General features: G+C 41.5%; 16 protein-coding genes and 1 pseudogene. 3 read left to right on the top strand and 14 right to left on the bottom strand.

Annotated features, from left to right (window positions below):
* Positions 1–208: 208 nt before the first annotated feature.
* From hemL to BCU84_RS19595, 3 genes are all read right to left on the bottom strand, one after another.
* Positions 209–1,501 (bottom strand): glutamate-1-semialdehyde 2,1-aminomutase, encoded by a 1,293-nt coding sequence (hemL, locus tag BCU84_RS19605; protein ID WP_102529726.1) that lies wholly within the window; start codon positions 1,499–1,501, stop codon positions 209–211.
* Positions 1,502–1,530: 29 nt separating this feature from the next.
* Positions 1,531–2,550, bottom strand: a complete 1,020-nt coding sequence (locus BCU84_RS19600; protein WP_102529725.1) for an aspartate carbamoyltransferase — start codon at positions 2,548–2,550, stop codon at positions 1,531–1,533.
* A 214-nt stretch (positions 2,551–2,764) separates the two neighbouring features.
* Positions 2,765–4,489, bottom strand: coding sequence for a chloride channel protein (locus tag BCU84_RS19595; RefSeq protein WP_102529724.1), 1,725 nt, complete (start codon positions 4,487–4,489; stop codon positions 2,765–2,767).
* 66 nt (positions 4,490–4,555) lie between these two features.
* Between BCU84_RS19595 and BCU84_RS19590 the strand changes: the two genes are divergently transcribed.
* Both BCU84_RS19590 and erpA read left to right on the top strand, forming a co-directional pair.
* Positions 4,556–5,269 carry a DUF6776 family protein gene (locus BCU84_RS19590; RefSeq protein ID WP_102529723.1) on the top strand — a complete coding sequence of 238 codons (714 nt, stop codon included), beginning with the start codon at positions 4,556–4,558 and terminating at the stop codon, positions 5,267–5,269.
* Positions 5,270–5,348: 79 nt separating this feature from the next.
* Positions 5,349–5,699: an iron-sulfur cluster insertion protein ErpA gene (gene erpA, locus BCU84_RS19585; RefSeq protein WP_055024237.1), complete on the top strand. Its 351-nt coding sequence runs from the start codon at positions 5,349–5,351 to the stop codon at positions 5,697–5,699.
* Between the two features lie 88 nt (positions 5,700–5,787).
* Here the strand turns inward: erpA and BCU84_RS19580 are convergent, their stop codons facing one another.
* The 5 genes from BCU84_RS19580 to BCU84_RS19560 form a co-directional block, all read right to left on the bottom strand.
* Entirely contained in the window at positions 5,788–6,207 is a 420-nt protein-coding gene (locus BCU84_RS19580; protein WP_102529792.1) for a hypothetical protein, read from the bottom strand.
* A gap of 220 nt (positions 6,208–6,427) precedes the next feature.
* Positions 6,428–6,814 (bottom strand): DUF2750 domain-containing protein, encoded by a 387-nt coding sequence (locus BCU84_RS19575; protein WP_102529722.1) that lies wholly within the window; start codon positions 6,812–6,814, stop codon positions 6,428–6,430.
* A gap of 141 nt (positions 6,815–6,955) precedes the next feature.
* Positions 6,956–7,657 (bottom strand): aquaporin Z, encoded by a 702-nt coding sequence (gene aqpZ, locus BCU84_RS19570; protein WP_102529721.1) that lies wholly within the window; start codon positions 7,655–7,657, stop codon positions 6,956–6,958.
* Positions 7,658–8,038: 381 nt separating this feature from the next.
* Positions 8,039–9,163 carry an anhydro-N-acetylmuramic acid kinase gene (locus tag BCU84_RS19565; protein ID WP_102529720.1) on the bottom strand — a complete coding sequence of 375 codons (1,125 nt, stop codon included), beginning with the start codon at positions 9,161–9,163 and terminating at the stop codon, positions 8,039–8,041.
* Positions 9,164–9,443: 280 nt separating this feature from the next.
* Positions 9,444–10,973 (bottom strand): peptidoglycan DD-metalloendopeptidase family protein, encoded by a 1,530-nt coding sequence (locus tag BCU84_RS19560; protein WP_102529719.1) that lies wholly within the window; start codon positions 10,971–10,973, stop codon positions 9,444–9,446.
* A gap of 125 nt (positions 10,974–11,098) precedes the next feature.
* On the opposite strand from BCU84_RS19560, the gene tyrS reads away from it, so the two are divergent.
* On the top strand, positions 11,099–12,298 hold the full coding sequence (gene tyrS / locus BCU84_RS19555) for a tyrosine--tRNA ligase (protein ID WP_102529718.1): 1,200 nt from the start codon (positions 11,099–11,101) through the stop codon (positions 12,296–12,298).
* Between the two features lie 149 nt (positions 12,299–12,447).
* Here the strand turns inward: tyrS and BCU84_RS19550 are convergent, their stop codons facing one another.
* The 6 genes and pseudogenes from BCU84_RS19550 to BCU84_RS19525 form a co-directional block, all read right to left on the bottom strand.
* Positions 12,448–12,858, bottom strand: a complete 411-nt coding sequence (locus BCU84_RS19550) for a nuclear transport factor 2 family protein (RefSeq protein ID WP_102529791.1) — start codon at positions 12,856–12,858, stop codon at positions 12,448–12,450.
* Between the two features lie 75 nt (positions 12,859–12,933).
* Entirely contained in the window at positions 12,934–13,566 is a 633-nt protein-coding gene (locus tag BCU84_RS19545) for a trimeric intracellular cation channel family protein (protein WP_198589622.1), read from the bottom strand.
* A gap of 61 nt (positions 13,567–13,627) precedes the next feature.
* Positions 13,628–13,999: pseudogene (locus BCU84_RS19540) on the bottom strand (DUF2721 domain-containing protein); the annotation flags it as partial.
* Positions 14,000–14,079: 80 nt separating this feature from the next.
* A complete protein-coding gene (locus BCU84_RS19535; protein ID WP_133146666.1) occupies positions 14,080–15,081 on the bottom strand; it encodes a cobalamin biosynthesis protein in 1,002 nt (333 codons plus the stop codon).
* 84 nt (positions 15,082–15,165) lie between these two features.
* Complete coding sequence (locus tag BCU84_RS19530; RefSeq protein ID WP_102529716.1) at positions 15,166–15,858, bottom strand: 5'-methylthioadenosine/adenosylhomocysteine nucleosidase; 693 nt, start codon at positions 15,856–15,858, stop codon at positions 15,166–15,168.
* A 237-nt stretch (positions 15,859–16,095) separates the two neighbouring features.
* Complete coding sequence (locus tag BCU84_RS19525) at positions 16,096–17,508, bottom strand: FAD-dependent oxidoreductase (RefSeq protein ID WP_102529715.1); 1,413 nt, start codon at positions 17,506–17,508, stop codon at positions 16,096–16,098.
* Positions 17,509–17,512: the final 4 nt, after the last annotated feature.

Below are 17,512 nucleotides of genomic sequence, written 5' to 3'. Positions count from 1 at the left end.
TATAAAAGGCGCCGATAGCGCCTTTTTTTATATGCAAATTATGCGCTTTAAGTGTTGCAGTCATTTGATTTTAACTGTGTTCAACCTAAAGATTGAACAGTTGATTTAGTATTAGCAGCAATCAAACGATCAATAAAAAAGGACTGGCCTGAGCCAGTCCTTTATCAAGTCTCTAAAGTGCTATCTTAGATAGCTAACTTGTAAGTACTTAAAGTGCTTTTAAAGCAGCAAATGCTTTATCTGCAGCAACAAGGGTTAACTCAAGTTCTTCTTCACCGTGAGCCATTGATAAGAAGCCTGCTTCATAAGCGCTTGGCGCTAAGTAAACACCTTCATCTAGCATTAAGTGGTAGAAGTGACGGAAGTGATCCATGTTGCACTGTGTTACTTGGTCAAAACTAGTGATTGGGTTAGTGTCTTCAGTGAAGAAGAAACCGAACATGCCGCCCACCTGGTTAATGCTCAACGGGATACCGTGCTTATCAGCTGCAGCCTTGAAACCTTCAGCAATGCGCTTAGTTTTAGCATTTAGCTCTTCGTAAAGGCCAGGTTTGCATAAGGCGTCCATTTGCGCTAAACCTGCAGTCATTGCAATTGGGTTACCCGATAAAGTACCTGCTTGGTAAACTGGACCTGTTGGTGCGATGAATTGCATCACGTCTTTACGACCACCGAAAGCGCCCACTGGCATGCCGCCACCGATCACTTTACCTAAGGTTGTTAGGTCTGGTTTAACGTTGTAATGACCTTGTGCACCGCTTTTAGATACACGGAAACCTGTCATCACTTCATCAATGATCATTAACGCACCGAACTCATCACAGATAGTACGCAGGCCTTCAAGGAAACCTTCAACTGGTGGGATACAGTTCATGTTGCCTGCAACAGGCTCAAGAATGATACAAGAGATAGCTTCTGGATGCTCTGCGAAGATAGCACGTACTGAATCAAGGTCGTTATAAACCGCAGTCAGAGTGTGTTTTGCGAAATCTTCAGGGATACCAGGAGAGCTAGGTTGACCCAGTGTTAATGCACCTGAACCTGCTTTAACCAATAAACAGTCAGCATGGCCGTGGTAACAACCTTCAAACTTTAAGATTTTGTCACGGTTAGTGAAACCACGAGCCAAACGGATTGCGCTCATTGTGGCTTCAGTACCTGAACTCACCATACGAACTTGTTCGATTGATGGCACCATTTCGATGACTTTTTCAGCCATTGTCACTTCAAGTTCAGTTGGCGCACCAAATGATAAACCGTTCTCAACCGCTTCTAATACTGCTTGACGAATTTGCGGATTGTTGTGACCTAAAATCATCGGGCCCCAAGAACCAACATAATCGATATATTTTTTGCCATCAGCATCGTAAATATAAGCACCATCGGCTTTTTCGATGAATAGTGGTGAACCACCAACACCGTTAAAGGCACGAACTGGTGAGTTAACGCCACCAGGGATGGTTTGTTTTGCTTGTTCAAAAAGCGCTTCTGAGCGGGTCATGTGAAATCCTTCTAAAAATCGTTAGCTGACTATCTATCAGCCTTTCGTGAATACCAATTAACAGGGCACTCATGCTGTTGTAGCTGGTTTTCAACACCAAGCGTTAACGCAAAAAGAGCCATTCGAATAAGTAAGCCATTATCTGCCTGTCTGAAAATCGCAAGGCTAGGATGACTATTTAAATCATTATCTAATTCATTTGCTGCCGCACGTGAATCTCGTGGTAATGGATGCATAATCACAGTATTAGATTTACAGTGTTTGGTATAAATACTGTGGTTTAACCTAAACTTGCCACGATATTTGTCCGCTTCATCTTGTGATGCGAATCGTTCTTCCTGAATGCGAGTCAGATAGAGTATATCAGCTTGATGTAAATTACCTTCTAACTGATCTGTTATTGTGATCTTATGACCAGCATTTTCAATGTCATTGATCACATAGTCAGGCATTGCTAAGTCAGATGGTGAAATTAGTGTAAATTGAATACCTTTATACATACACAATAAACGTGACAACGAATGGACAGTGCGCCCATGTTTTAAGTCGCCTACCATCGCGATATGCATGCCGCTAATGTCTTGTCCGTGGTGACTTAACTCTTTTTGAATAGTAAATAAATCCAATAAAGCTTGTGTCGGGTGCTCGTTAGCACCATCACCACCATTAATGACTGGGACGCGGCTGCCTTCAGCAAACTCTTTTACCGAATAAGCCTCTGGGTGGCGCATGGCAATCACATCCGAGTATGTCGATAACACGCGAGCGGTGTCGTATAAAGACTCGCCCTTTGATAGTGATGATGAACCCATGCCGACGGTTTCTCTGACATTGCCGCCGAGTAGGTTAAAAGCACAACCGAAGCTGACTCGAGTACGAGTACTGGGTTCAAAAAAGAGATTACCTAAAATGGCACCGTCAAGCACCTTGGTGCGTTTTTCGCGCAGCGCATAAGGCGTCATATCTTCGGCAACATTAAAAATGGTGTTAATAGCATCAAGATCCAGTTGATTAACTGAAAGGATGTGAGAACCGCTAAACTGTGTCATCAGCCTGATTTCCAATTATTAGGAGAGTAAATAAGGGCTATTTACCCTGTGGTTATGTAGGGTGGCTGAGGCGAGATTTTAACAGAGAGTGAACGAATATTAAATCTCGCTAATGATTATTTATCACTTTTTAGACATAACACTGATTAGCGAAATAAGAACAATAGTTCACACCCTGAATCTGGTGGAATTCAGTGGGTGTTCTTTGTTTAAATTACACTTGTCCTGAACGGATCTCTTGCCATAAATTAGCCCAGCTAATAACACCGACAATATTATTGGTATTTCCGCGATATATATACACTTCACCACGCCGTTTGATGGCTAATAGTTCGTAGACTTCATTTAAAGTGGCAGTGTCAGAAAAGCCTTCCATTTTATGTCGGGAAAGTGTCGTAGAATCTTCAATTGATTGCATTTCGATACTGAGCATTTCTATTTGAGCCTCAGCATTACGAACGAGCACGGGCCTACCTTCTGCACGCTTCATTACTTCAAGGAGTAAGGCATCGTTATCATTTACGATAACAAAGCGTTTATCCATGATCGCTCGTACACCTTTCTTTTGTAGACCTTGATTTACAGGCGGTACTTTGTAGCCTAACCCCATAATGTCTAACTGTTTTAAAAATACCGAACTGGTATTAAAACCTTGGTAGGCGATGAGAAATGCAGGAATGGTGACAAACATAGCAGGTAAGATAATAGCGGCATCATTAGTGAGTTCAAGAAGCGCAACCAATGCGGCTAAAGGCGCACTTAGGCACACACCCATCATCGCAGTCATACCGATGACAGTATATAAACCCACATATGGCGCGATAGAGGGGAAAAACATCGCACTGACAAGGGCTAAAATTGCGCCAATCAATGCACCAATGCCATAAAGTGGACCGATTAGCCCACCAGGAATACCAAAACCAATGGCTGCAATAGTGGCGATGATTTTTGCAATTAATAGCGCGAAAAGAAACATTAAGCTTGGGTTGTCTATGATGGTTGCTTGAATCGCTAAATCACCGGCACCTAACGCTTGAGGCAAAAATAAACCGATTAAGGTGGTAACGCTTGCCGCTATCATGAGTCGATAAATCAAAGGCCAATGCTGGCCAATAGCGGTCATTTTTAATAATGAATGATTGAAACCAGCAGCTGCACAGCCTAAGACAATGCCACCAATGGCCAGAATGGGATAATGATCCAATGGAATTCGGGTGACAGTGATTAAGTCATATTCGTGGATATTGCCGAACACTAATTGGCTAGAGAGTGCACCGCAAATGGCCGATAGCATTATCGGGAAAAAGTAATGAATTTTGTACTCACGAACAATCACTTCAAATACAAACAGTACAGCGGCAAGTGGCGCATTAAAGACCGCTGCAATACCAGCAGCGATACCGCTCGCACACATAATACGCACACTATTATCAGGTAACTTAAATTTTTCAGCGAAATAGCTCGCGCTAACCGCTCCTAAGTGAATAGCCGGTCCTTCTTTACCAACTGAGAAATTTGCGATTAACGCGATCAGCGCCTGAAAAAACTGTCCAGGGGCTGATTGTAGTGGGATTTTGCCGTAATGGAGTTTGAAACGGTGCATGACGTAGGCGATACCCATGCGGCGATATCGTTTAGAGCCGAGACCTGCCACCAGCCAAATAAGCAATGCACCTATAATAGGCAAATATGTACGCCAATCGGTAACGGTGCTAGAAAAGTGGGTGGCTTCAGGCACTGTGTAGACTTGTGCCCAACTGAGCAACAAACGAAATAAGATGATGACACTAGAGGCAATAATGGCAAATAGTAGGGCTAATCCACAAAGTTGCACACTTATCTTCGACTGAGAAAGCTTATCTCTCAATTCATTACGAAGATATTTGCGTGTTGCAGCTTTGGCGTGAATAATAGCGGCTTTATTTCTTTTGATTTGCACTGTATTGCCTAAGATCCTTTATGGGCGATTTGTTGTCATTGTATTTTATTAAAGGCTTGTTACCTAATGCTAAATTATCATCGCTTGCTTGACCGCTTGCAAGTTCAAGAACGCAAATTTCGTTCATCAGGTTTATATTTATCTGCGTTAATCATTATCAGTTTTATTGTTGGCGTTCTTAGTCATACTATTTTTATATCTGAAGTTGTTGAGCCGCAGCATGAAGCAGTAGAAATTACAGCGCTAAAAACCGAGCTTAGGCAGCAGTCTCATGTAGTTTCTCGTCTTGATATTGCCCTTTCGATTGAAAAGGAAGCTAATGCGAATATGAAACAAATGTTTTCTAAGCAAATACAGCAACAAAAAACACTTGAACAAGAATTAGCTTTTTATCGCAGCCTAGTCTCACCAGAGAAAGAAGTTGATGGTGTGGCAATACATGGACTTGAACTTTCTAAAGGATTATTGCCAAACAGTTATCAAATGCGCTTAATTTTAACCCAATTACAAAAGCGTAAGAATAGCGTTAAAGGCGTTGCCGACATTGTTTTGGTGGGCGTGCAAGGCGAAAAGCAAGTTGAAATCTCGTTAAGTGATTTAGATATTGAGACATTTAAATTTGGCTTTCGTTATTTTCAAATGTTTGACGCGGAAATAAGTTTGCCACAAGATTTTGATTTGCAAAGAATTAAAGCTGTAGTTCAGGTGCAGGCCAATCGTGGTGTGAAAGGTGGAAGCATTGAACAAACATTCGAGATCGCAGAGTTACTAGAAAGCTAAAAAAGAACTAAGAGTAATACTTGAACAAATTAGTCAGGTAATAGATAATTCCGACCTGAAACTGAAGTAAGAGGTAGTAATGACTGAACAAACAGATGCAGCAATGCCAATTCAATTTACCGATGCTGCGGCAACTAAAGTGAAGGGACTGTTAGAAGAAGAGCAGAACCCAGAACTAAAACTGCGTGTGTATGTCACAGGTGGTGGTTGTTCAGGTTTCCAGTATGGTTTTACTTTCGATGAAAAAGTTAACGAAGGTGATTTCACGATTGAAAAGCAAGGGGTTCAACTGGTTGTTGATCCTATGAGCCTTCAATACCTTGTTGGTGGTGAAGTTGATTATACTTCAGGACTTGAAGGGTCTCGCTTCTTTGTTAAGAACCCAAATGCAACGACTACTTGTGGTTGTGGTGCAAGCTTCTCTGTCTAATTTAAGATTTCGTATATCGCGATTAAATGTAGATAGTGGAAGATAAAAAAAAGCCGTCTGATGACGGCTTTTTTGTTTTTTAATTTTATCAGCTGATGATATTAAAGTTCATTCTCGGCTTAAACCACTTGAATACCGCTTTGTTGAAGCTTATCCAGACTTGCAGTATAGCCAATAGAATTAGTACGCTAAAAATAATCCAATCTGGCAGCACCATTTGCATAAAGCCAAAGTCTACTGTTGTAGGCCCAGCGACAAGATTGTCAGGATCATACATGATAATGGGTAATACGCTGTACAAGGCAAGTTGTAAAATGCCGTAGGCACGAAGCATATAAAGCGCCGCTTTTTGTCTGCCTGCTACACCTAATACCATGAGTAAGGTTAATACACACAGTAAAACACCTTGCTGCGCCATTAAGCCGCTAACAGAAGTCATCACATATACCGCCATTAATGCGATAAGCCGTTTGGGAAAAACCGCTTTTTCAGTAGCGCTTTGGTTGATGACATCTGTGCTAGTGGCTTCTGGTTCAGTGGATTCTAGTTCAGTGACTTCTGATTCGGTAGCATTTTGTCCGGAGGCTTTTTTTTCGGTGCTACTGTCAGTGTTTGCTTCGACAATATTTATCTCTTCAGCATCTTGCTGTTGTAAATTTTTATCCGTCATAAGGCCTTAACTTATCGCTTGAGTGTAAGTGCAGTGTTGGTATCAGCTGAAGATATCATTAGTGCTTAGATTGCTTTTTCGGCGTTAAACGTGAATCAAGTTCATATGGTGGGATAACCACACCTAAGTCTTCTTGTACTGGGAATACAGCAACGAATAAATCATCCTCAGACATACCACCGACCCAACGCTCTTGAAATTCATTAAGCGGAATAGATAGTGGTTCACAATCGCGCCATTCATCAACAGCCCATAGTTTTGCAGCTTCTTCTGAAGGCCACATTGGAATGCAATCTTCGTCTTCAGTGGTTAGCATAACGCAACCATCTTGGTCTTGCAGGCTCCAAATTTGTTGCTCTTGCTTAACTTGTTCAACAAGGTAATCGTAGCGTGCTTCTGGTGTCATGTTGAGTTGATCTTCAATTGATTTTGGTTTGCTGCTCATGGTGGACTCTCATTGCAAAGTGGGACTAATTTGGCGCTTATTCGCGCGAATAGGGCATGATAACATCGACTGTTAGTTTTAAAAAAGAAAAGAGCACATTGGGTGCTCTTGTAGCAGGCTAATTGAATCATTCTGCTTTGATTAGTTCTCAGCTGGTTTGTCAAAAAATCGGTAAATCATGCCTGCCAATATTGCGCCAGCAATGGGAGCAACCCAAAATAGCCATAATTGCGATAAAGCCCAATCACCGACAAATAGTGCAGGTCCAGTACTTCTAGCCGGGTTAACTGAGGTGTTAGAAACTGGAATACTGATTAAATGAATTAAAGTTAAGCCTAAACCTATGGCAATTGGGGCAAAGCCTGCTGGTGCACGTGAGTCTGTTGCGCCAAGAATGATCAGTAAAAAGAACATTGTCATCACGATTTCCGTAATTAACACTGACATCATGCTGTAGCCACCAGGAGAGTGCTCTGCAAAGCCATTTGATGCAAACCCGCCAGCTAAACTGAATCCGTCTTGGCCGTTAGCTATGAGAAATAGCACAGCGGCTCCAGCCACACCACCTGTAACTTGGGCAGCAATGTAAGGGGCTAATTCCGCTGTTGGAAAGCGTCCGCCAGCCCATAGACCAAACGATACCGCAGGATTCAAGTGGCAACCTGAGATATGGCCGATGGCAAATGCCATTGTGAGTACGGTTAAACCGAATGCGAGTGAAACACCAAGTAAACCAATGCCCACTTCAGGGAAAGCAGCGGCTAACACAGCGCTGCCACACCCGCCAAGTACAAGCCACATAGTGCCGATAAATTCTGCTAACATTTTTTGCTGGATGGTCATTTAACTGTCCTTATTAAATTGAAGATGATTAAGTCCATTTATTAATAACTGTGTTGATTGCAACTGACGCGAGAAATGATGCTGTTAGCTGATAAGTCCCTTTGTTAAGGAGCCTATTGGTTTCCTTATCAGTTTTTCTCTGCCAGTTTTTCTTTACTAGTGATTCATCTAGCAAAAGTTAAGCAGTAAAAGCCTATAAATTCAATGATGCTTATATGAATTTTATATAGTTTGAAACAGAATATGAGATATCAAGCGCTAACAGACATTTAAAGAGGGGACTCATCGAGAGAATATTGGGTTGAGCCTTTGATATGGAGCGAAAGATTTTTCGCTCCAATGGGCATTGTTAATAAAATAAATGTGGTGCTTAAAGAAGAGCTAGTTGGCTTGATAAAAACTACCTAGCACCGCAAATCGACTTGCACCCGTCACTACAGGCAGGTTACCACTTAAACCATGGTGATTGCGCATCGCTAACCAAGCAAATGCAATGCCTTCTACCCACTTTGGATCCATGCCGATTGCAGATGTGGTTGAAAGTGCAAGATTGGGTAATAGTAAGTTTAAACGTTGCATTAAGGTTTTATTTAACGCTCCACCACCGCAAACAAATACACTGCCTGAGTCAGTTAAACGATTTATATCGTTAGCAATGCTATGGCAAGTTAAGTCCAATAACGTCGATTGAATATCAGCAAGACTTAAGTGAGAAAAATTGGCTTTTTGTTGTTCTAACCATGCTTGGTTAAATAGTTCTCTACCTGTGCTTTTAGGGTAAGCCATAGCAAAGTATGGGTGTGACAATAAATGTTGAAGGAAATCATTATCAGTGGTGCCTGATGCGGCCCATTGGCCTGATTCATCAAATGGAAGTAGTTGCTCTTGTAGAATGAATGCATCCATCAAGGTGTTTCCAGGACCTGTGTCAAAACCAATAACTTGATCACTGTCGCCAGGCAGGTAAGTGATATTAGCAATACCACCAATATTCAGGATGACTCTTGGATAGTTATTTCTAGCAAACATAGCTTGATGAAATGCTGGGACTAATGGGGCACCTTGTCCACCTAAAGCGAGATCTTTTCTGCGAAAATCCGCAATCACATTAATCCCTGTTTCAACAGCGATGGTTTCTGGGTCACCAATTTGGAGGGTAAAGCCATGTTCAAGGTTTGGCATGTGCCTGATGGTTTGTCCATGGCTACCGATTGCAATAATGTCTGTTTTATCAAGTGCTGTTTTGGCTAATAGCTCATTAACAGCCTGGGCAAACAAAAGTCCCATCGCTCTATCCATGCGTCCCATAATATTAATTTCATCAGTATTAGGAGTACATAAACGGTGTAGTTGTATTAAAAGGTGTTCAGGTATTTCAATACTATGACTGGCAATAAGGTGGCTTTTGTTATCAGAGAAGTCCACTAACACAGCATCGACACCATCCATACTGGTCCCTGACATTAAACCGATGAAATACTGAGGTTGATGATGGGATATTGTCATAGTGAATAGCTCAAATTAAGGGAAAGTGGAGAGTAAATGTTTTTTTGCTCAAGAGTCTAATAAGCTCAGTATTGAGTTTTATTGATTTTGTCTAGTTCCGTATTACAGTGTACTTAACTGCCGTAAACCTAAATTGAACTGTACGGCAGGATTGTCTAATTATAACAGGTAAACTGACATGCTCATTGCGGTTAACAGTAGCCGCTAACGCTGGTGAGTCTTAGTTGTAATAAATATAAGTGACTCCCACTCAATGCCCTAAATCAGGGCCCCAAATCAGCTATTCAAATGAGTTGTTTGTACTGGCGTAATGGCGCTGTTTATTTTGCTCGATTTTTGCCATAAGTTGTTTACTCAAAACCGCAAATTGGCTCTTCTCTTTTTTATCAATCGGTTGAGATTTGGGTAATTTAATCGTTCTAGGATTACGGTGTACGCCATTCACAATGAACTCGTAATGCAAATGAGCGCCAGTGACTCGGCCTGTTTTGCCCAACGTTCCGATAATCTCGCCTTGTTTAACCGTGTCACCGCGTTTAACTTTGCGTTTGTTTAAATGTAAGTACTTAGTGGTGTAGGTGTCATTATGCTTAATGAAGACATAGTTACCATTGTATTTATTGTAGCTGGCTTCAACGATTTTACCCCGGCCAGCCGCTTTAATGGGTGTACCTATCGCGGCAACATAATCCACGCCTCTATGGGCTCTGACTTGTCCTGTTACAGGGTGTAAACGTCTAGGGTTAAAGCTTGAGCTGACATATTTAAAATCAACTGGCGAGCGTAAAAAAGCTTTACGCATACTATTACCAGATTCTGAATAATATTCACCGTCGGTATAGCGCACTGCGGTATAGCGCTCGCCTTGATTATAAAACTCCGCGGCTAAAATATTACCCGTGCCAATGAATTGACCATCAACAAACTCTTCCTCAAACATTAATGAGAAATGGTCATCCTTGCGAATGTCTAATGCAAAATCGATGTCCCAGCCAAAGATATTAGCCAGTTGCATAATGTGGTTAGCTGACAAACCTGCTGTCGCTGCAGCATTCCAAAAATTACTACTGATATTGGCGGTGATAAATTTATTCTCTAAGGTGATGGTTTTCACATTCACTTTTTCTTCAAATTTATCTTTATTTTTACTGATTAACAGGGTTGAAATCTTGTCCATTTGATAACTGATTTGCGTTATTTCATCCTGGGCATCTTTTGTGACTATGATTTCTTCGCCTGGCATGATCTTAAGTAAGTTCTTTTTCGATTTTGGCAGACGGGTTATTTGATAAACATCTCGTGGGCTTAAGCCTGCACGATTGGCTAAGCCACCAAAAGTATCACCTTTAGACACTTTAAATGACTTGTGTGACAGTAGGTCGGCTTCGCGGTAAGGCACAGCATTTTCAACATCGTCATTATGGGATAATAAGTTATTATCAGAAGTCGATAATGGATCTAAGTTAGCAATAGGGCTGCTATCTTTTGACGGTGCGAGAGATTGTTGTTTTTGCGTCGATTGACTCGACGGAAGACTATTTTCGTTCGGGGGCGTTGGTGTTCTAAAAGCTAACGGCACCGAGTACTCGGATTGCTTATTTCTTGAGCTGGTTTCAGCGTTTTCATCATCGTTATCTTGCTGTAAGCCAAGACGGTCAGAAATATCGACAGTACCACCGGTAGTTTGCTTGGATGCTTTAGCGTCATCAGAGGGGAATAACACGATAATTACCGTGAAAATAACTAATAAACTCAGTGCTATTTGATGCACTTTTGGCAGTAATTTGAATAAAGTGATTAGCTTTGCCATCGACCTATGTACCAGTTTCTCTTTTTCGTTGTAATCCCCTTAGTGTACACACTTTCAATTAGCGTGGCTAACAAGTAATATAGGCCTCTTATTTTTTTATCAAAGCTGCAGGAGTAGGTGCCGAAATGGCTGATTTAGACCAAGTGTTAGCAGAAATTAAACGTGGTACCGACGAGATATTACTCGAGTCAGATCTGCTAGAAAAACTTAAAGAGGGACGTCCTTTAAGAATCAAACTAGGTGCAGATCCAACCGCTCCAGATATTCATTTAGGCCATACGGTCATTTTAAATAAGCTGCGTGCGTTTCAAGAGCTCGGTCACGAAGTGATTTTCTTGATTGGCGACTTCACTGGTATGGTCGGCGATCCAAGTGGTAAAAATAGCACTCGTCCACCGTTAACACGCGAAGATGTACTTGCTAACGCTGAAACCTATAAAGAGCAGGTTTTTAAAATTCTAGACCCCGCTAAAACGCGCATCGAATTTAACTCAAGTTGGTTAGAGCCATTAGGTGCAGCTGGGATGATCCGTTTAGGTTCAAAGCAAACTGTTGCTCGTATGATGGAGCGTGATGATTTTAAAAAGCGTTATGCATCAGGGCAGGCGATTGCCATTCACGAATTCATGTACCCACTGTTACAAGGCTATGATTCAGTAGCATTGAAAGCCGATGTAGAGTTAGGTGGAACGGATCAAAAGTTCAATTTGCTAATGGGCCGTGAGTTACAAAAAGCTGAAGGTCAAAAGCCGCAAACAGTGATCATGATGCCTTTATTAGTCGGCTTAGATGGCGTTAAGAAGATGTCTAAGTCAGCTCATAACTATATTGGTGTGAGTGAGCCAGCTAACGAAATGTTCGGTAAAATCATGTCTATTTCAGATGACCTAATGTGGAGCTACTTCGAGTTGCTTTCATTCCGTCCATTAGCTGAAATTGCCCAATTTAAAGAAGACATTGCTAACGGCCAAAACCCGCGTGATGTGAAAATTGCCCTGGCTAAAGAAATCATCGCAAGATTCCATGACCAAGAACAAGCTGAAGCAGCTCATCAAGAATTCATTAATCGTTTCCAGAAAGGGGCGATGCCTGATGATATTGAAGAAATGGACATTGCAGCTGGTGAAGAAGGTATAGCGATTGCTAACTTGCTTAAAAGTGCAGGTTTAGTGGGCTCAACTTCAGATGGCATGCGTATGGTTAAGCAAGGCGCTGTGAAGATGGATGGTGAAAAACTAGCTGATACGCGTCAAGTGTTTGAAGCGGGTTTAACGGCTATCTTCCAAGTGGGTAAACGTAAGTTTGCTAAGATCACTTTGGTTTAAATCAGTTTGGTTTAAATCGCATCATTAAACATTGATTGCGGTTAAATAAAAACGACTCATTTGAGTCGTTTTTTTGTTTGGGTACTGCTTATTACTTATTGCTACTTTTGGGAGGCTTGTCGAATAGTGCTGACAAGTCTTAGGTCTATTTATTGAGTTTGCAGTTGATCCGACATGGTTTGGTAATCCATTAAATCGACTTGTTCAGTCATTCTGTCGGTATTCATATCAAATTTTAGAGTGGTTACACCCGGTATGGCGATTTCAATAATTTTACCCGGTTTACCAAATTGCTCACCAGGCCCGCGAAGATGATAGTTACCAATCATCACCACTAATGAACCTGTGTTAAACATGTGCTCAATATTGAACTTGTATTCGAGTACACCTTCATGGGCCCGTTCGAAAAAATCAATAATATGCCTGCCACCTTTATAGGTGACATTGGCTGTTTTATCATAAAAAACACTATCACGGTTGTAAAAGCTTCTAAGCGCGCGATAATCATGATCGGTTAGCGCTTGCATATACCGGACTGCCATTTGTTGCTCTTTAGGCATTTCACCCACAATAGCATGACTGGTTAAGCTATATAAACCACAAAAAATACCACATAACAAACCAACAATTCGCACTTAGGGCCTCTTACTTTTTAAATCAAATGCAGGCAACGACAAATGCCAACGTATTGCACTTAGGCGAATAATTAAGGTACTGAACATAGCAAAGAATAAGGCACTGGTCTTATCCATTCCTACTTCAATACTTAAGGTATAACAAATACCACCAACGATTGAGGCCGTTGCATAAATTTCTGTACGCAACACCATAGGAACTTGGCGGCAGAGTAAATCACGAATAATACCGCCTCCAACACCCGTAATCAGCCCCATAATAACAGCTGACATACCAGATAACCCCATCATTAACGCTTTTTCTGCTCCGATGACTGTGAATAATGCTAGACCAAAAGCATCCGCAATGGGGAGAGTTAATTGGGGTAATTTGTGCGGTTTTCTGACCAATATAAAACAAGCCAACACGGTCGCTAGAATTACGATAACGTAATTAGGATCACTTATCCAAAATACCGGTGTCGCGCCAGTAAGGGCATCACGAATACTGCCGCCGCCAATAGCGGTAACCGAAGCAAGCACGATGACACCAAATGGGTCCATGCGGTGTTTTCCTGCAGCGATGGCGCCTGAAAGCGCAAATACAGCAGTACCGCAAAGGTCAAAGAAGTAAATCCATTCAAAATTAATCATCAGATGGCTCTTGGGTATGTGACTTGCTTTCGATAAGTGTATTTTTACAATGCTGCTGGCAGCTTAATTCTTTGATATGAATGTTGAGCGCATCGACAGATATTCTAATTTCTATAACCGATAAAATAAGTGAATACAGTAAAAAGAGTAAGCTGAGACCGAAAACAATCGAGCCTGTATGGAAAAAGCCTAAATAGATAAATATCATGCTTATGACACAGATAGCAAAGCTGACAACACCCGCTTCTTGCATCCTTCTAATGATGCTAATTCGTTGTCTGAGATTTTTAATTTGTTCGTTATCGACAGGTTTTCCCGAAGCACTTAAGTTTCTAATTAACGCCGCTAACGAAAAAAAACGGTTGGTGTAGGCCAGTAACAATAATGAAATGGCAGGGAATAATAAACCGGGGGTTGTTAACGATATTTGGATGTTATCTAACAAGACGTTTTGCCTCAAATGGAACGGGATAAATCATTTAGCTAAATATAATAACGCTTTTATAAATAAAATCACATTGCTTGTACCCATCTTAATCCAGTCCATAACATAGGAATGGCGATGGTAAATGAAATCCAAAAAGTGACTGCCCATGAGGTTAAGCTAATGGCATTTTTGATATCACTGACCTCAGGCATTCTTGAAGGGTTGATTTTACTTACATCAACCCGCTGCTCTTGTTGGTTGAAGACAAACTTTTGCGGGCCGCCTAGTTCCACTTCTAAAATTCTACTGCCGATATATAAACTTGAATAACCGTATATACCACCAGTATGACTAGGCTGGTTTATTAGTGACGAGATATTTTTAAAACCGCCTTGAAGCACTAAAGTGAGGTTCCATAACATCGTTGGCACAGCATAAATAATTCGGTTGAAAAGATATATTGCTGCGCTAAAAAATCGGTACTGAGGGACATAGTTTGGCCAGCAATGCTCAAGTTGTTTAATGAGGTGCAGTAACAATACGAGTGGTGTGCCACCAATGGCATAAAATAATATAGTGGCGACGGTGCCATAGCTTGGCGAAATAAGTAGTCTTTCTATGGTGGCTTTTGCAATACCGATTTCTGATAACGAACGGGTTTGTTGCGCAAACCAAGGCGCTAAGTCTGCTTTAGCAGTGGCCTTTTGACCATGTTCAAGTGCGCTAATGACATCTTTCGCCACGGGTTTAAATCCAGCGTCGCTGATGCAGAAATACAACAGAATACAATCGAAAAACCAAGGGTAAGCAGCTAAGGAAAGAATAAAGTAAATCGTAAACCAGATTGGTACCACTAACAACATACTTGCCAGCAGACCCGCTGTTACTTGCTGCTTAGGGCTACGTTGTGGGTGATTGACTTTTTGGCTAAGTAAATTAGCCAACTGATGAAACAAAACAACCGGATGATACTTCCTAGAAATAGGCGCAACTCGTGAAATAAATAACGCCATAAATAGCACCAAGCAACTTTGTAGTAAGTTGCCATCTATTCGAATTAACTCTTCGTAAAAGGTGCTATCAATCAATTTAGTGTGACCATCCCATTGTTTTTACTGCACTGTGCATTCTGTTTTGAGCAAAGTAATGCGTTTAATCAGCCGATAACCGGATTATAGCTGTTTTAATAACGCAATGACCATGAGTGCAGAATAGTGACCTGCTTTAACAATGTAAGTATCAAAGTCGACTGCAGAGTCATTGTTGGCATTATCTGAAAGCGATCGGATAACCACAAAAGGAACCTCAAACTGGTGACATACTTGCGCAATTGCAGCAGCTTCCATTTCACAGGCCGCCATTGTAGGGAAGTTGTTTAACATGATTTTTGTACGCTCAGGATCGCAAATGAAGCTATCACCAGTAGCAATTAACCCTTCAATCACCTGTGCTTCGCCTAAAGATGAAATCGCAGCTTTTGCAGCTTCAACTAGTTTTGCATCAGGGATGAAAGCAGCTGGCTGAGAAGCCATTTGACCGATTTCGTAACCAAAAGCGGTAACGTCGACATCGTGGTGACGTACTTCTGATGAAATCACAATGTCACCGATACTTAAGCTATCAACAAATCCGCCAGCTGAGCCAGTATTGATAACAGCGTTAACATTGAAGTTATTGATAACTAGCGTTGTTGCAATACTTGCAGCGACTTTACCAATCCCAGAACGTGTCACTACAACATCTTGACCTGATAATTGACCTTCAACAAATTCAATACCTGCAACGGTTGAATGTACAGGGTTAGTCATTGTTTCAATTAAGTGAGCAACTTCAGGTTCCATTGCACCGATGATAGCGATTTTCATAAACTGATTCTCATTTTTGTAAGCCAATTAGTTAATTATTGGCATTAATATAGCGAAGTAGAGCTGTTTGAATAACGCCTAGCTGGCAAACAGACACTTAGCGGTAAATATGGCGGCTAATATAGCATAGATGGGGAAAGTAGAACTGGGAGCGATATAAATTTTATCGATAAAAAAAGCGCATTTTTCAATGCGCTTTTATGACTTATTTAATAGCCTAAACCTATTCAGCTAAAGTTAGGCATCTTCAAAAGAGTTTAAAATCCCTTGTGCTGCATCACGGCCTTCAGCAATAGCGGTAACAACAAGGTCTGAACCGCGCACCATATCACCACCAGCAAACACTTTCGGGTTTGTCGTTTGAAATGGATTGTCATCAAACTTACTGGCTTTTACTAAACCCCATTCGTTGGTTTCAATGCCAAAATCATTGAACCAAGCAGCTGGGCTTGCTTGGAAACCAAACGCAATGATGATGGCATCAGCTTCAAGAATTTGCTCACTTCCTGGAATGACTTCAGCTTTTTTACGGCCAGACTCATCCGCTTCACCCATTTGGGTTTCAACGCATTCAATCCCAGTTACAACACCATCTTGTTCTTTAATCGCTACAGGTTGGCGATTAAATAAGAAGTTAACCCCTTCTTCGCGTGCATTTTGCACTTCACGGCGAGAACCTGGCATGTTGGCTTCATCACGACGGTATGCACAAGTGACATTTTTAGCGCCTTGTCTGACTGCTGTACGCACACAATCCATCGCAGTATCACCACCACCCAATACCACTACATTTTTGCCTTCAAGGCTTAAATATGGGTTGTCTGGACTTTGTGTGCCCATCAATTCATGGGTATTACCAATCAAATATGGTAATGCTTGAATCACACCTTGACTGTCTTCACCTGGCAGACGCGCTTTCATTGCTGTGTATGTTCCCATACCTAAGAACACGGCATCGTATTCATCAAGCAGGGTTTTAAATGGGATGTCTTTACCAACAGTGACACCCATTTTAAATTCAATTCCCATTCCTTCGAGGACATTACGTCTGGTTTGCATAACGTCTTTATCAAGCTTGAATGAAGGAATACCGTATGTCAGTAAACCACCAATCTGTGGGTACTTATCATAAACCACGGCTTTAACACCATTTCGGCTAAGAATATCCGCACAACCTAAACCAGCTGGACCCGCACCAATAATCGCAACGCGCTCTTTACGAGGAGTTACCGTGCTCATGTCTGGTCGCCATCCTTGGCTAATAGCGGTATCAGTAATGTATTTTTCAACATTTCCAATAGTAACTGCGCCAAAGTCGTCATTGAGGGTACAAGCACCTTCACAAAGACGGTCTTGTGGACAAACACGGCCACAAATTTCTGGTAGCGTATTTGTCTCATGAACTAAATCAGCAGCTTCAAGAATACGACCCTGCTCTGCAAGCTTTAACCAATTTGGAATATAATTGTGCAGTGGGCATTTCCACTCACAATAAGGGTTACCACAATCTAAACAGCGGTCTGCTTGCTCTGCCACTTGTGGCTGAGAGAAAGGCTGATAAATTTCGATAAACTGTGTCGAACGCTCTTTGGCCGAGTGCTTAGTCGGATCTTTACGATCCACCTCGATAAATTGAAAATCATTACTCATTTAA

This window comes from Shewanella sp. 10N.286.51.B7 (genome assembly GCF_002873615.1).
GTDB classification, from domain to species: domain Bacteria; phylum Pseudomonadota; class Gammaproteobacteria; order Enterobacterales; family Shewanellaceae; genus Shewanella; species Shewanella electrodiphila.
This window is presented reverse-complemented; position numbering and strand designations above follow the sequence as displayed.

What these genes read in the sequence shown, in the direction of transcription:
- BCU84_RS19560 (WP_102529719.1), bottom strand. Translation starts at nt 10,973, where the DNA reads ATGGCAAAGCTAATCACTTTATTCAAATTACTGCCAAAAGTGCATCAA.
- BCU84_RS19565 (WP_102529720.1), bottom strand. Translation starts at nt 9,163, where the DNA reads ATGACAATATCCCATCATCAACCTCAGTATTTCATCGGTTTAATGTCA.
- BCU84_RS19545 (WP_198589622.1), bottom strand. Translation starts at nt 13,566, where the DNA reads ATGATTAATTTTGAATGGATTTACTTCTTTGACCTTTGCGGTACTGCT.
- BCU84_RS19590 (WP_102529723.1), top strand. Translation starts at nt 4,556, where the DNA reads ATGCTAAATTATCATCGCTTGCTTGACCGCTTGCAAGTTCAAGAACGC.
- BCU84_RS19575 (WP_102529722.1), bottom strand. Translation starts at nt 6,814, where the DNA reads ATGAGCAGCAAACCAAAATCAATTGAAGATCAACTCAACATGACACCA.
- erpA (WP_055024237.1), top strand. Translation starts at nt 5,349, where the DNA reads ATGACTGAACAAACAGATGCAGCAATGCCAATTCAATTTACCGATGCT.
- BCU84_RS19525 (WP_102529715.1), bottom strand. Translation starts at nt 17,508, where the DNA reads ATGAGTAATGATTTTCAATTTATCGAGGTGGATCGTAAAGATCCGACT.
- BCU84_RS19550 (WP_102529791.1), bottom strand. Translation starts at nt 12,858, where the DNA reads ATGCCTAAAGAGCAACAAATGGCAGTCCGGTATATGCAAGCGCTAACC.
- hemL (WP_102529726.1), bottom strand. Translation starts at nt 1,501, where the DNA reads ATGACCCGCTCAGAAGCGCTTTTTGAACAAGCAAAACAAACCATCCCT.
- aqpZ (WP_102529721.1), bottom strand. Translation starts at nt 7,657, where the DNA reads ATGACCATCCAGCAAAAAATGTTAGCAGAATTTATCGGCACTATGTGG.
- BCU84_RS19600 (WP_102529725.1), bottom strand. Translation starts at nt 2,550, where the DNA reads ATGACACAGTTTAGCGGTTCTCACATCCTTTCAGTTAATCAACTGGAT.
- BCU84_RS19530 (WP_102529716.1), bottom strand. Translation starts at nt 15,858, where the DNA reads ATGAAAATCGCTATCATCGGTGCAATGGAACCTGAAGTTGCTCACTTA.
- tyrS (WP_102529718.1), top strand. Translation starts at nt 11,099, where the DNA reads ATGGCTGATTTAGACCAAGTGTTAGCAGAAATTAAACGTGGTACCGAC.